The following is a 13,417-nucleotide window of genomic DNA, read 5'->3' as shown; positions in this document are numbered from 1 at the left end:
GTACGTCGCTAAACGGGCGCTTGCGCTTTTGTTCTTTGCGCAAAACTGCTTTCCAAGAGGAGATGGGAATGCAGACTACTGCTACGGAAATAGTGCTTACAACCCTATAACAATCTTTTGTGCTTAATGATAAAGTTATGCTCTTTTATAATGGTTGATTGGAACGGAGGCAAGAGCAAATATCAACGTTTATACAATGCCGTAGTAAGTATCAACAGCACAGATTAAAAGCAGTGCACTTACGTAAAAAGCTATAGGGGAATAATACCAAATGTGGATTTTTTACTAAGAAGATGCATGTTTTTTCAATAATTACATATAGTTTACAGGAGTGCATTTTTAATTAAAATTTATCATACGCAAATTGTTTTACAAAGGTGACTATCTCTTTTTATAAGGAAGCCGACAAAATCTAAGTTTTTTTTCAAAAAAACGCTATGACCCCTTTGCAAACTAAGGTATTCAATGCTATTATTAAAGAGACATTTTTAAAGAACGTTCAACAGTTGGCGGAGGTGCATTGGTTTGTCAGAGAGTTTACAAGAAGTATTGGTAAAATTACCAACAAACCTACTAAATGAGGTGGATGGATTCATGAAATATGAAAATAGTGACCTTAGTGATTTTATATGTCAGGCTACTAAAAATTATCTACAGCATAAAAAGGATGAACATATTCAGCAATTTCGCGAAACAATGCAACGTGGTTATCAGGAAATGGGTCGCATTAATCTAACAATTGCTTCGGAAGCTTTTCAGGCTGAAGAGGAGGCTGAAATCACCTTCAAGCGTACTGTGATCGGGGTGTAATAATTTGATCGTTCAAAGAGGCGAGGTATATTTCGCTGATCTTTCTCCTGTTGTCGGATCAGAACAGGGGGGCGTTCGCCCAGTATTGATCCTGCAGAACGATATTGGAAATCGATTTAGCCCAACTGTTATTGTTGCTGCGATTACTGCGCAAATTCAAAAGGCTAAATTGCCAACGCATGTTGAGATTGACGCCAAAAAATATGGGTTTGATCGAAATTCAGTAATATTGTTAGAGCAAATTCGGACATTAGACAAGCAACGATTAACAGACAGGATAACTAAATTAGATGTTGAAATGATGAAAAAGATTAACCAAGCCTTAGAGATAAGCCTTGGACTAAAAGAGATATATAACGGTCAGTAGGAAATACCCTTCTCTATAATATGAGAACGGGTATTTTTTGTTCCTGAAAACAAAGTTCTTTTCTAGTATATATTTACCTTATTTGTATGGTACATATATGCTATAATAGTTGCGGTAATTGGAAAGCATTTGTTTGCAGAAAATACATTATTATGAAACAATATTCATAACTTTATATTAGATTGACGGAGGATTATGAATGGACTCAAAATTCAAGGCTATTGTTGTGGAAAATAGTGAAACAATTGTAGAAATGTGGTTAAAGGAAGTTGGGACATTAAAAGAAGTGAATCGTACTGCTACGATTTCTGATGAGGTTTACAAAAGCACTAATCGTGAGTTTGTCGATGTTATATTCACGAGCATTCAGACTCAGGGATCAACGAAGGCGGTCGAAGCATTCTCGGAAAAAATTATTAACCTTGGTTGGCCTTTGAGTTATATTACTGATGGATTGCAAGTTTTTAGAAGGGTGACAATTGATTTTATTCTCCAGCAATCAGATAGAGTTGATACAGAATACATATCTAATGTATTGGCTAGTGTTGATCGATGGGTAGAGCCAATAATTCGTATATTAGTAAATGAGTATACCGGAAATTGGGAAAATATCGTATCTCTTCAACGTGTAGCACTTCAAGAATTATCAGCACCATTAATTCCGGTAATTGATGGGATTACCATCATGCCACTCATTGGTACCATCGATACAGATCGTGCAAAATTAATTATGGAAAGTCTTCTGCAGGGTGTCATCACACACAATTCTGAAGTGGTATTAATTGATATTACAGGTGTACCAGTTGTAGATACGATGGTTGCACATCATTTAATTCAGGCGGCTGAAGCGGTACGTCTCATCGGGGCAAAATGTATTTTAGTCGGAATTCGACCTGAGATAGCACAAACGATTGTTAATTTGGGCATTGACCTTACTAATTTCCCTACGAAAAGCTCACTTAAAAAAGGTTTTATGACAGCTTTGGAGATCACCAACAGGAAAGTGGTTGATGTAAAACCGGACGAAGACAGCATAGAAAAATTAATCGAATCTTTACAAGGGGAGTGATTAAAATGCCCATACCTATACTAAAATTACATAATTATCTATTAATTTCCATTCAAACAGAAATAGATGATATAACTGCAATCGAATTTCAAGAGGATTTACTAGATAAAATATATAAAACCGGTGCAACAGGTGTCGTAATAGACTTAACTTCTGTAGAAATCATTGATTCCTTCATTGCTAAGGTTCTCGGGGATGTGGTAGCAATGTCAGATTTAATGGGGGCGAAAGTAGTATTAACTGGTATACAGCCAGCAGTTGCAATGACGTTAATTGATCTTGGAATTCATTTGCAGAACATCCCGACTGCACTAGATTTGGAGCAAGGTCTTATTAAATTGCATCAGGAATTGGGGGATTGAATAGATGAAGCCTCAATCGTCCTGTGTAACAATACAAAAAGAATGGGATATAGTCGGTGCTAGACATGTTGCAAGAGATATGGCAAAAACATTGGGGTTTGGCACGGTTGACCAAGCACGAATTGCAACAGCGGTATCGGAGTTAGCCCGTAATATATATTTATATGCCAATAATGATGGTCAAATCTATTTTGATATGATAAATACAATAGATGGGAAAGGATTATCTATAATAGCAGTAGATTCAGGTCCTGGAATTTCAGATATTGCGGAAGTAATGCAGGATGGTTTTTCAACTTCTGGTGGCCTAGGTGCAGGACTTCCTGGAGTAAAGCGACTAATGGACGAATTTGATATCCAATCCGAACTCGGAAAGGGAACGAAAATTACTGCGAAGAAATGGGTTCGTTGATGAGGCGTGGTAATTGGTATACACTTTTCAAGTGTGAAAAGCCTCGTTCAGGATAGGAGGAACGTATGAGGAAAGTAATAGATTCTAATATAGAAAACTATAAAAATCTATTGAAAAGCTATATTGAAACTCAGGATGAGCGTTCTTTATACGGTGTGGAGATGATGAGTAAATCGTTTCTGAAAAACAATATTCTTCCTGAGGAAATTGTTAATTTACATATACAAGCTTTGGAAGATCTATACCCAGATCTTTCTGAAGAGATTAAACATTCCATGAACTTTCTTTTGGAGGCAATGATTTCCTATGGGCTGAAGCATCAGGAAATACAAACATTAAGGGAACAGCAAATTGCTTTAAAATCAGAAATTTCTGTCGCGGCTAGTATGCAGGATACCTTTTTGAAAACGGATATACCAACGATTGAAGGTTTGGATATTGGTGCCATTAGTGCCCCTGCACATCAGATGAATGGAGACTATTATCATTTTGTGAAGGGGAAAAATGGTACTCTTGGGATGGCTATTGCAGATGTGATTGGAAAAGGAATCCCTGCTGCATTATCTATGTCCATGATTAAATATGCCATAGACAGCTACCCGGAAGAATCGATGGAACCAAATGTCATATTGGAAAATTTAAACCGTGTTGTGGAAAGAAATGTTGACCCTAATATGTTCATAACGATGATTTATGCGCAATACTCTCCAGCCTATAATAAACTTCGGTTTTCTTCTGCAGGCCATGAGCCAGGGTTCCATTATTATGCCAAAGACAATAGATTTGAAGAATTAAAGACAAAAGGTTTGGCCCTTGGGGTGTTGGCTGATGTGGAATATCAGGAATATGAATTAAAAATGGAAAAAGGTGACATGGTTATTTTCTTAACAGATGGAGTGACAGAGTCAAGAGAGGAAGATCGCTTTGTTGAGGTGGAAGAAGTGCTTGATGTTATCCGAAAATATAAAACATATTCAGCACAGGAAATTGTCAATCATGTTTATAAGTACTTTGAGCGATTACAGGACTTTCAATTAAGAGATGACTTTACCATGATCATTCTAAGGAAAGAAGTTTAGCCCACAACGTTTTTGGGTAAATAAAAACAAGTAATTCAAATAAATGTATTTTATCATTTTTACAGTGGTTTATATAGAATAACGACAATTTTAGGAGGGAAAAGGATGGAACTCTCTATTGATTTAGTTGAAAAGAGCAATCATTTGATTATTCGTTTATCTGGAGAAATTGATGCCTATACCGTACCAAAATTGAAAGAAAGCCTATTGCCCCTAACCCAAAAATCTGGAAGCGTAGTTGAAGTTGATATGGAGTCTGTAAGTTATATGGATAGTACGGGGTTAGGTGTGTTTATCAGTGCCTTAAAATCAACAAAAGAAAATGACAGCCATATGAAAATTATGAATCTGAATGACCGGGTCTACCGCGTTTTTAAAATAACGGGCTTAGACGAAATAATGGATATAGGACGAAGCAATAAGGTGGAGAGAAAATAATGAGTAATTTTGACTTTATAGAAATGAAGATACCGGCAAAAGCGGAGTTTGTAGGTGTGATTCGCTTGAGTTTATCAGGAATTGCAAATCGGATGGGATTTTCTTATGACGATATTGAAGACCTTAAAATTGCAGTATCCGAAGCAATTACAAATGCGGTGACACATGCTTATCAGGGGCAGGAAAATGGGGAGATAACAATTGGATTCGGTGTTTATGAAAATCGGCTGGAAGTAATGGTTGCTGATAACGGAGAAAGTTTTAAACTAAATGAGGTAAAAGATGAGATAGGGCCTTTTGAAGAGACGGAATCAGTGGAGAGCCTTCGAGAAGGAGGTTTTGGATTATTTTTAATCGAAGCACTGATGGATAAAGTTCAAATTAACAATAACCAAGGTGTTATTGTATGGATGACTAAGTATGTGAATGAAGTTGAGGTGGACCTTGATGACGACCAAATCTCAAGCCGATCATAAAGGAAGAGATGAGGTTTACCAGTGGATTGAAGCTCTCCAGAATAATCCAGAAGATAAAGCCATACAAGAAAAAATCATCCTTAAGTATAAATACCTTGTAGAATCTATTGCAAAGAAATATTCCAAGAATGCTACCATTCATGAAGACCTGGTACAGGTTGGGATGATTGGATTATTAGCTGCAGTTAAAAGATATGATGCTTCTCTTGGTAAATCATTTGAGTCCTTTGCTATCCCAACCATGATTGGAGAAATTAAACGTTTTATTCGTGATAAAACGTGGAGTGTTCATGTCCCTCGCCGAATAAAGGAATTGGGACCAAAGATAAGAAAAGCGGTGGATGCATTAACAGCAGCCAATCAAAATTCTCCAACAGTAAAAGAAATTGCTGAATATGTGAACGCCTCAGAAGAAGAAATATTAGAAACAATGGAAATGAGTAAAAGTTATAATGCACTATCGGTTGACAGAAAAGTTGAAGCGGATTCGGATGGAAGTACCGTTGCATTAATTGATTTAATCGGATTTGAAGAGGACGGTTATAATTCGATTGATTATAAAATTATTTTAGAGAAAATCCTTCCTATTTTATCTGAACGCGAACAGCAAATTCTTAAATATACATATTTTGAGAATTTGAGTCAGAAAGAAACTGGTGAACGGCTAGGAATTTCCCAAATGCATGTATCCAGACTGCAAAGACGATCGTTGCGCAAATTAAAAGAAGCGATTCAATCCAAGAGTTCGGAGGTTTTCGATTGAGTACCGCAAACAATAAAGTAGATGTTTCTATCTTCCAACAGCCGAAAAAAGGCAATTATTATTGCGGAGATAGTTATTTTTACAAAGAAACAGAGACAGGGTTCATTTGTGCGCTTGCAGATGGTCTTGGCAGTGGAGAATTTGCAAATGAGTCATCGAAAATTGTAATTGATATTATTAAGGAAAATATGGATGTCGATGTCAAACAGCTTGTAACTATTGCAAATGAGCGGCTTTTAGGTAAACGTGGAGTAGTTTTAGGGATTTTAAAAATGGATTTTAATCGAAATCTGTATTCCTTTTCTTCCATTGGCAATATTGGTATTATTCAGGTGGCTGATGGAAGGAAAAAACGCAGTATTCCGAATGTTGGCTATTTGGCGGGATATAGACGGTCGTTTAAAGTAATAAAAGAAAAACTCGAACCTGATATGAATTTTATTATATTTTCAGATGGTGTGAAGGACAAAGAATTGTCCAAAATGTGTTTGGAAAATACTGATGTTCATACAATAACAAAATCGTATCGATATGTCAGTCAGGAAGTTAGGGATGATGATACGACATTAATAGCTATACATTACAATGAAAATGTGGAGGGCTGACATTAGGGTGGATGTCAGCCCTTTCCATTGCGCGTTATGAGGAAAATATAAAATGTTACAGGAAGTTGCTTTACTGAAAGACGAGCGAATGCAAGGTTTTCTAACTTTAGCTATATAGTTAAATATAAATGCAATGTGTTAAAATAGGAATGGTGAATTAAAGGAGGAACATTTGTGACAGTAGAAGTGGAACAGGAAATCATTCGTCTAGTAGCAAAAGAAACCAATGTAAATACGAATATTGTACAAAAAGTAATTGATTTATTAAATGAGGGAAACACGGTACCATTTATTGCCCGTTATCGTAAGGAAGTAACGGGAGGTCTGGATGAAGTTCAAATTAAGAACGTTCAGGACAGGTTCCAATATGCTGTTCATTTATCCGATCGAAAGCAGGAAGTTATTCGTATTATAGATGAACAAGGGAAATTAACGGAAGAACTGGAGCAAGAGATTAGACAAGCAACACAGCTTCAGCGAGTAGAAGATTTATATCGTCCATATAAGCAAAAGCGGAGAACGAAGGCGACGATTGCGAAAGAAAAAGGGCTGGAGCCTCTTGCTGAACTGATTTGGAAACAGGAAATTTCGCAGTTAGAAGAAGAGGCGAAAAAATATCTATCAGAGGAACATGAATTACATACACTGGACGATGTATTAGCTGGTGTGAACGATATTATTGCAGAGTGTGTTTCGGATGATGCGGAATATCGTGACTTTATCCGTGAAGAGACCTTTAAACGTGGCACCATTGAATCGCAAGTAAAAGTGGAAGACAAAGATGAAAAACGTGTTTATGAAATGTACTATGAATATCATGAAGCTGTTCGCTCCCTTGTTTCCCACAGAATCCTGGCATTAAACCGCGGGGAAAAAGAAGATATTCTGAAGGTTTCGATTGAACCACCTGTTGATCGTATTTTAGAATTTTTAAAGAACAAGATAATAATTAAACATGTAAGTGGGGAAGTAAAAGAAATAATAGAAGCTGCCATCGAGGATAGCTATAAACGCTTAATACAGCCTTCCGTTGAAAGAGAAATTAGAGGAAGTCTAACGGAAAAGGCGGAAGAGCAGGCTATTGATGTGTTTGCAGTGAACTTGAAAAACCTATTATTACAGCCACCGCTAAAAGGAAGAACCGTTTTAAGTGTTGACCCTGCATATCGGACAGGGTGTAAATTAGCTGTTGTCGATGAAACAGGGAAGGTGCTTCATGTTGGGGTTATGTACCCGACAGCTCCGAAAAATGATATAGCTGGTTCTGAAAAAATCGTGATGGAACTGGTTAGAACATATAAAGTCGAGCTAATTGCCATTGGAAATGGAACCGCATCCCGGGAAACCGAGCACTTTATTTCGGATGTTATTTCCAATAATGGCTTGGATATCCCATATATTATTGTGAATGAAGCAGGAGCAAGTGTTTATTCCGCTTCTGAATTAGCACGTGAAGAATTCCCGGATTTAGAGGTAGAACAAAGAAGTGCAGCCTCCATTGCCCGACGTGTTCAGGACCCATTGGCTGAACTGGTAAAAATTGATCCGAAGTCCATTGGGGTTGGACAGTATCAGCATGATGTTAGCCAAAAAGCATTGAATGAATCATTGACTTTTGTCGTAGAAACTGCGGTTAACCAGGTTGGGGTAAATGTTAACACCGCATCTCCTTCCTTGCTGCAATATGTATCCGGACTAAGCAAAACGGTGGCCAATAATATTGTAAAACGAAGAAATGAAGAAGGGAAGTTTACCAAACGTCAGGAATTAAAGAAAATTCCTCGGCTAGGTGCGAAAACGTATGAACAAGCGATAGGATTCCTGAGAATTATTGACGGAGTGAATCCATTAGACCGAACACCAATTCATCCTGAAAGCTATCCAAGTACAGAAAAACTGTTAGAAATGATGGATTGTGATATAGCAGATATTGGTACAGAATTAATTCGGGAAAAGATTAATGAATTGGATAAAAAAGACGTTGCAAACCAGTTGGAAATTGGTGAACCAACCTTAATCGATATACTCAATGCATTAAGTCGTCCGGAGCGGGATCCGCGTGATGATTTCCCGCAGCCGTTATTAAAGCAAAATGTCATGACATTAGAGGACTTGAAACCGGGTATGGAATTGCAGGGGACGATTCGAAATGTCGTTGATTTTGGAGTATTTGTGGATATCGGAGTAAAACAGGATGGGCTTGTTCACATCTCGAAAATGGCAAATAAATTTGTGAAACATCCAATGGATATTGCATCTGTTGGGGATGTAGTAACAGTTTGGGTGGAGGAGATTGATGCAGAAAAGGGAAGAGTAGCACTGTCAATGATTAATAGTGGGAAGTAGATTAGGGAAACTTTAGAAAAATTCGCATTCGATCATCCTTTAGCGAATGTGTCGTTTTCCTATACTTAGGAAGTTAAAATTTCAGCTACGTAGAACGGCCCTGCCTTGCCAAAATCTTCTCCTTCCTAACGTGCTAAAAAAAGGGTCCAAAGCGAATACTTTGGACCTCCTTTTATATGATTTACTCCGCTTCACTTGCTGCTTCTACTTCACTTAATGAAACACCAAGAGCATTAGCTACACCTTCACCATATTTTGGATCCGCTTTGTAGCAGTTGTTGATATGTCTTAGTTGAACTTCTTTTGTTGTTCCCTGCATTTCAGCTGCTGTGTTATCAAATAAACGTTGTTGTTCTTCTTCTGTCATTAGATTAAATAGTTTCCCTGGTTGCTCGTAATAATTATCATCATCACCACGGAAATCATAGTAATCTACATCTTCGGCAAATTGTAATGCAGGTTCCTGATGTTCTTTATTGTCTTCCCATTCACCATAGCTATTTGGTGAGTAGGATACTTGGCCACCGCCATATGGAATGACTCTCATTGCGCCATCTCTATGATATGGGTGGAAGTTTTTCGCGTTTTTCGGATAGTTTACTGGAATTTGCCAGTGGTTGACACCCAGACGATAGCGTTGTGCGTCTCCATAAGAGAATAGACGTCCTTGCAGCATTCTATCTGGTGAGAAGCCGATACCAGGTACGATGTTTGTTGGAGCAAATGCAGCTTGCTCAACCTCTTCAAAGTAGTTTTCCGGATTACGGTTTAATTCGACTACACCAACCTCAATTAATGGAAAGTCTTTCTTATACCAAACTTTTGTTAAATCGAATGGGTTATAAGGTACTTCTTTTGCTTGTTCTTCAGTCATTACTTGGATGTATAGCGTCCATCTAGGGTAATCCCCATTTTCGATAGCTTCATATAAATCTTTTTGATGGCTTTCACGGTCTTTACCAATTAATTGCTCTGCTTCCTGATTGGTTAGGTTTTTAATTCCTTGTTGTGTTCTAAAATGGAATTTCACCCAAACGCGTTCATTATCTGCGTTAAATAAGCTGTAAGTATGGCTTCCGAACATATGCATGTTACGGTAGCTTGCTGGGATACCACGGTCACTCATTGTAATCGTTACTTGGTGAAGGGCTTCAGGTAATGAAGACCAGAAATCCCAGTTAGCCTGTGCGCTATGCATGTTTGTTTTAGGATCACGTTTAACAACGTGGTTCAAATCCGGGAATCTTTTAGGGTCTCTAAAGAAGAATACTGGTGTATTGTTCCCAACTAAATCCCAGTTACCTTCTTCTGTGTAGAATTTCATTGAAGTACCACGGATATCGCGTTCTGCATCTGCAGCACCACGTTCACCGGCAACGGTAGAGAAGCGGATAAACATATCGGTTTTCTCCCCAACTTCAGAGAAAACACTAGCTTTCGTATATTTAGTAATATCGTTTGTTACTGTGAATGTTCCGTATGCGCCTGAACCTTTTGCATGCATACGACGTTCTGGGATCACTTCTCTATCAAAGTGTGCTAATTTTTCCAGGAACCAATAGTCTTCCATTAATAATGGGCCGCGTTTCCCTGCCGTTTTAACATCATCGTCATTTGGCACCGGAGCACCAAATGCGGTGGTCAATTTTTTCTTATCTTCACTCATTTTATAAACCCCTCCCGATTTATTAAATACAATTATTATAATATCATAGTGATTTTCATATTACTATTATTATAGATTGTAACTTTGTGAATTATTGTGAATTATTGTTAATTTAGAAATATACATTAAAATGTCTATGAATTAACCCTTCTCATTTAAATGATATTAAATGAGAACAAAATTATAAGTTATTTCTTATGTAGTTAATTATTTTCCTTTCACGGAGTATTTCCACCCTCCCTCCACAGAAAAATTCTAGAAAAGAAGTTCTCGATTTTTATTATACAACAACTCAAACAAAAATCAATGTTTAATTATAATTATTTTAATTAATAACATAAACACAGTGAATACGATTGGCGGAATCACTATTCTGGTCTAATATGTTATAATATGTTTTATAAAAATATAAGGGTGTTTTTGCAAATGGATCCGATAAATGAGAAATCATTATATAAATTAGTTAACGATCTTTCTATACATTTTTTTCATAAACCATTTAAAGATAAAGTTACATTCAATCATCGACTTCGGACAACAGGGGGGAGATATATCCCGTCCAAAAGGCTTGTTGAGTTAAATCCTAAATATGTGGTTGAAATGGATGAAAGCGAGTTTATCGGAATTATTAAACATGAATTATGTCATTATCATCTTCATATAGAAGGAAAAGGGTATAAGCATGGAGATATTGATTTTAAACGACTTCTGGAAAAAACAGGATCCCCAAGACACTGTAAACCGCTACCTTCTCAGCGCGCGGATTATAAGTATCTATATATATGTAAGAAGTGTTTTTTTGAGTATAAAAGGAAGAGAAGGGTTGACGTTAGAAAATATCGATGCAGTAAATGCGGTGGAAAGTTAATGCTAAAAAACAGCACTAAACAACGTTCCTGAATTTTTCTAGATAACCGTGATTTCCTGGAAATTAAGCTAACCGAGGGGTAGAAGATAAAACGAGGAAGGGTTTATGTCAAAAAGCCATTGATATATTAGCTGATGCTGTATCGAAATTAAGGTGTATATGAAATCTTTAAACTTATAGGTCGGATATGGCTATTATGCTTAGTTAAATAGTAGGTATACGTTACAAGGTGAGTTAGAATCTCTAAATGCCCAAAGGCTTTGGGTACTAATAAAGGAAGCTCGCCGAATTTTTACACCGATTGACGGTCTCGGTTATCAATGACAAAACAATACAATAACGGATAGCGGCTGAACGGTCCATAACTGTTTTGGTGTGTCTTCGGATTAGAAAATCATACGATACGTAGTTTTTTAAAGAGATCTCTTCGTGAATTTTTTAAAAGAATCGCAGTACACATGTAATCCTACTTATTTCTTAATGATGCTGGAGCGTAATCTGCTGCTGCGGAAATACACTGCGCGCCACTTTGGGTTAGGGTATCCCCCGTGAACTCGGGCCAGCAGGACTGGTCTCAGGAGGTGTTTCCGTGAAGGTGAAATGTGGTCTTGTCTATGCATCGTGTTGATTGTGATTTAGGCCAAACGAAAGGGCAGAGTAAAACAATGATTGTTAGCCTAATAATATAAAGATAGATGCACAAAAAGTTGTTATTATAAAATCATTGACGAAAGATGCCATTCATGTTAAATTAATTAAGCTATCAAATTTGATAGCGGCATTTTATAAAAAAATAACAAGAAACATGTTGACAAAGTGGATTTTATGATGTATTATGTAATTCGTTGCTGTTAACTATTTTGTTAAAGAAAGAATAACAGTGTGGCGATTTGAGTAATACTAATTAACGCTTATTCTTCTGGTTATTCCACAGTAGCTCAGTGGTAGAGCAATCGGCTGTTAACCGATCGGTCGTAGGTTCGAATCCTACCTGTGGAGCCATTACGGAGAAGTACTCAAGTGGCTGAAGAGGCGCCCCTGCTAAGGGTGTAGGTCGCGTGAGCGGCGCGAGGGTTCAAATCCCTCCTTCTCCGCCATTGCAAAAATGGCCCGTTGGTCAAGTGGTTAAGACACCGCCCTTTCACGGCGGTAACACGGGTTCGAATCCCGTACGGGTCATCCTTTATAAAAACAAATAGTTAGGTCCGGTAGTTCAGTTGGTTAGAATGCCTGCCTGTCACGCAGGAGGTCGCGGGTTCGAGTCCCGTCCGGACCGCCATTTATTGGGCCATAGCCAAGCGGTAAGGCATCGGGTTTTGATCCCGTGTACCCCAGGTTCGAATCCTGGTGGCCCAGCCAATTTATTTTAATCAAACTTCTTGGTAAATTTTATTAGGTTTTATGATAAGTTTGATATTTCGCTTTAAATCATACTATTGATTCAATAGTATTTTTTTATGAAATAAGCTATATGAGCCATTAGCTCAGTTGGTAGAGCATCTGACTTTTAATCAGAGGGTCGAAGGTTCGAATCCTTCATGGCTCACTTTTATGTCATGCGGTCGTGGCGGAATGGCAGACGCGCTAGGTTGAGGGCCTAGTGGGAGTTAATCCCGTGGAGGTTCAAGTCCTCTCGACCGCATTTTTGTTTTACTTGCATTCGAATGTGCATTATGTTATATTTGAATACGTTGCTTTTTAAGCGCCCGTAGCTCAATTGGATAGAGCGTTTGACTACGGATCAAAAGGTTAGGGGTTCGACTCCTCTCGGGCGCGCCATAAAACGGGAAGTAGCTCAGCTTGGTAGAGCACATGGTTTGGGACCATGGGGTCGCAGGTTCAAATCCTGTCTTCCCGACCATTGAATTTAGTAGAATGATAAATTCGGTTTACTTATATTGCGGGTGTAGTTAAATGGTATAACCTCAGCCTTCCAAGCTGATGTCGTGGGTTCGATTCCCATCACCCGCTCCATTTTATAAATATGGGCCTGTAGCTCAGCTGGTTAGAGCGCACGCCTGATAAGCGTGAGGTCGGTGGTTCGAGTCCACTCAGGCCCACTCAATAAAATAGTGTTGACTTTTGTTGAGTGAGTGTATATAGTGTAAGTCTATCGCAAAAAACATCGTCAAGAAAAAAGTTGTTGACAAATGTTA

The 13,417-nt window shown here is 37.9% G+C and carries 13 protein-coding genes and 11 tRNA genes; 23 read left to right on the top strand and 1 reads right to left on the bottom strand.

The window, feature by feature from the left end:
* Positions 1-525 precede the first annotated feature (525 nt).
* From GMJ66_RS20020 to GMJ66_RS19970, 11 genes are all read left to right on the top strand, one after another.
* Positions 526-810, top strand: a complete 285-nt coding sequence (locus GMJ66_RS20020) for a CopG family ribbon-helix-helix protein (RefSeq protein WP_156292076.1) — start codon at positions 526-528, stop codon at positions 808-810.
* A 4-nt stretch (positions 811-814) separates the two neighbouring features.
* Positions 815-1,177, top strand: coding sequence for a type II toxin-antitoxin system PemK/MazF family toxin (locus GMJ66_RS20015; protein WP_156292075.1), 363 nt, complete (start codon positions 815-817; stop codon positions 1,175-1,177).
* A 199-nt stretch (positions 1,178-1,376) separates the two neighbouring features.
* On the top strand, positions 1,377-2,246 hold the full coding sequence (locus GMJ66_RS20010; RefSeq protein WP_156292074.1) for an RsbT co-antagonist protein RsbRA: 870 nt from the start codon (positions 1,377-1,379) through the stop codon (positions 2,244-2,246).
* Positions 2,247-2,251: 5 nt separating this feature from the next.
* The gene (locus tag GMJ66_RS20005) at positions 2,252-2,608 is read left to right on the top strand and encodes an STAS domain-containing protein (RefSeq protein WP_156292073.1); all 357 of its coding nucleotides are present in this window, start codon (positions 2,252-2,254) and stop codon (positions 2,606-2,608) included.
* 4 nt (positions 2,609-2,612) lie between these two features.
* On the top strand, positions 2,613-3,020 hold the full coding sequence (locus tag GMJ66_RS20000) for an anti-sigma regulatory factor (RefSeq protein WP_156292072.1): 408 nt from the start codon (positions 2,613-2,615) through the stop codon (positions 3,018-3,020).
* Between the two features lie 65 nt (positions 3,021-3,085).
* Positions 3,086-4,099, top strand: a complete 1,014-nt coding sequence (locus tag GMJ66_RS19995) for a PP2C family protein-serine/threonine phosphatase (RefSeq protein WP_156292071.1) — start codon at positions 3,086-3,088, stop codon at positions 4,097-4,099.
* A 105-nt stretch (positions 4,100-4,204) separates the two neighbouring features.
* On the top strand, positions 4,205-4,537 hold the full coding sequence (locus tag GMJ66_RS19990; RefSeq protein ID WP_156292070.1) for an STAS domain-containing protein: 333 nt from the start codon (positions 4,205-4,207) through the stop codon (positions 4,535-4,537).
* Positions 4,537-5,013 (top strand): anti-sigma B factor RsbW, encoded by a 477-nt coding sequence (gene rsbW / locus GMJ66_RS19985; protein WP_156292069.1) that lies wholly within the window; start codon positions 4,537-4,539, stop codon positions 5,011-5,013. Before GMJ66_RS19990 ends, rsbW begins: the two co-directional genes overlap by 1 nt.
* Positions 4,985-5,776, top strand: coding sequence for an RNA polymerase sigma factor SigB (gene sigB / locus GMJ66_RS19980; protein WP_156292068.1), 792 nt, complete (start codon positions 4,985-4,987; stop codon positions 5,774-5,776). Before rsbW ends, sigB begins: the two co-directional genes overlap by 29 nt.
* The gene (locus GMJ66_RS19975) at positions 5,773-6,381 is read left to right on the top strand and encodes a PP2C family serine/threonine-protein phosphatase (protein ID WP_156292067.1); all 609 of its coding nucleotides are present in this window, start codon (positions 5,773-5,775) and stop codon (positions 6,379-6,381) included. Before sigB ends, GMJ66_RS19975 begins: the two co-directional genes overlap by 4 nt.
* A 174-nt stretch (positions 6,382-6,555) precedes the next feature.
* On the top strand, positions 6,556-8,727 hold the full coding sequence (locus GMJ66_RS19970) for a Tex family protein (protein ID WP_156292066.1): 2,172 nt from the start codon (positions 6,556-6,558) through the stop codon (positions 8,725-8,727).
* 181 nt (positions 8,728-8,908) lie between these two features.
* Here the strand turns inward: GMJ66_RS19970 and GMJ66_RS19965 are convergent, their stop codons facing one another.
* Positions 8,909-10,393 carry a catalase gene (locus GMJ66_RS19965; RefSeq protein WP_156292065.1) on the bottom strand — a complete coding sequence of 495 codons (1,485 nt, stop codon included), beginning with the start codon at positions 10,391-10,393 and terminating at the stop codon, positions 8,909-8,911.
* A 426-nt stretch (positions 10,394-10,819) separates the two neighbouring features.
* Between GMJ66_RS19965 and GMJ66_RS19960 the strand changes: the two genes are divergently transcribed.
* From GMJ66_RS19960 to GMJ66_RS19905, 12 genes are all read left to right on the top strand, one after another.
* The gene (locus GMJ66_RS19960) at positions 10,820-11,293 is read left to right on the top strand and encodes a SprT family protein (protein WP_156292064.1); all 474 of its coding nucleotides are present in this window, start codon (positions 10,820-10,822) and stop codon (positions 11,291-11,293) included.
* A gap of 895 nt (positions 11,294-12,188) precedes the next feature.
* Positions 12,189-12,263: transfer RNA gene (locus GMJ66_RS19955), tRNA-Asn, on the top strand.
* A 4-nt stretch (positions 12,264-12,267) separates the two neighbouring features.
* Positions 12,268-12,358: transfer RNA gene (locus tag GMJ66_RS19950), tRNA-Ser, on the top strand.
* A 10-nt stretch (positions 12,359-12,368) separates the two neighbouring features.
* Positions 12,369-12,440, top strand: a tRNA-Glu gene (locus GMJ66_RS19945).
* Positions 12,441-12,463: 23 nt separating this feature from the next.
* Positions 12,464-12,540: transfer RNA gene (locus GMJ66_RS19940), tRNA-Asp, on the top strand.
* Between the two features lie 5 nt (positions 12,541-12,545).
* Positions 12,546-12,620: transfer RNA gene (locus GMJ66_RS19935), tRNA-Gln, on the top strand.
* Between the two features lie 114 nt (positions 12,621-12,734).
* Positions 12,735-12,807: transfer RNA gene (locus GMJ66_RS19930), tRNA-Lys, on the top strand.
* Positions 12,808-12,819: 12 nt separating this feature from the next.
* Positions 12,820-12,903: transfer RNA gene (locus tag GMJ66_RS19925), tRNA-Leu, on the top strand.
* Positions 12,904-12,963: 60 nt separating this feature from the next.
* Positions 12,964-13,040, top strand: a tRNA-Arg gene (locus GMJ66_RS19920).
* Between the two features lie 5 nt (positions 13,041-13,045).
* A tRNA-Pro gene (locus GMJ66_RS19915) sits at positions 13,046-13,122 on the top strand.
* 39 nt (positions 13,123-13,161) lie between these two features.
* Positions 13,162-13,235: transfer RNA gene (locus tag GMJ66_RS19910), tRNA-Gly, on the top strand.
* Positions 13,236-13,247: 12 nt separating this feature from the next.
* Positions 13,248-13,321: transfer RNA gene (locus tag GMJ66_RS19905), tRNA-Ile, on the top strand.
* The last annotated feature ends 96 nt before the right edge of the window (positions 13,322-13,417 follow it).

It is taken from the genome of Oceanobacillus salinisoli (assembly GCF_009733865.1).
Classification (GTDB): domain Bacteria; phylum Bacillota; class Bacilli; order Bacillales; family Amphibacillaceae; genus Oceanobacillus; species Oceanobacillus salinisoli.
The sequence above is the reverse complement of the archived record's forward strand: the minus strand, read 5'-3'. Positions and strand labels throughout refer to the sequence as shown.

Coding starts and splice junctions, on each gene's coding strand:
- GMJ66_RS20010 (WP_156292074.1), top strand. CDS start 1,377: ATGGACTCAAAATTCAAGGCTATTGTTGTGGAAAATAGTGAAACAATT.
- GMJ66_RS20005 (WP_156292073.1), top strand. CDS start 2,252: ATGCCCATACCTATACTAAAATTACATAATTATCTATTAATTTCCATT.
- GMJ66_RS20000 (WP_156292072.1), top strand. CDS start 2,613: ATGAAGCCTCAATCGTCCTGTGTAACAATACAAAAAGAATGGGATATA.
- GMJ66_RS19995 (WP_156292071.1), top strand. CDS start 3,086: ATGAGGAAAGTAATAGATTCTAATATAGAAAACTATAAAAATCTATTG.
- GMJ66_RS19990 (WP_156292070.1), top strand. CDS start 4,205: ATGGAACTCTCTATTGATTTAGTTGAAAAGAGCAATCATTTGATTATT.
- rsbW (WP_156292069.1), top strand. CDS start 4,537: ATGAGTAATTTTGACTTTATAGAAATGAAGATACCGGCAAAAGCGGAG.
- sigB (WP_156292068.1), top strand. CDS start 4,985: ATGACGACCAAATCTCAAGCCGATCATAAAGGAAGAGATGAGGTTTAC.
- GMJ66_RS19965 (WP_156292065.1), bottom strand. CDS start 10,393: ATGAGTGAAGATAAGAAAAAATTGACCACCGCATTTGGTGCTCCGGTG.
- GMJ66_RS19960 (WP_156292064.1), top strand. CDS start 10,820: ATGGATCCGATAAATGAGAAATCATTATATAAATTAGTTAACGATCTT.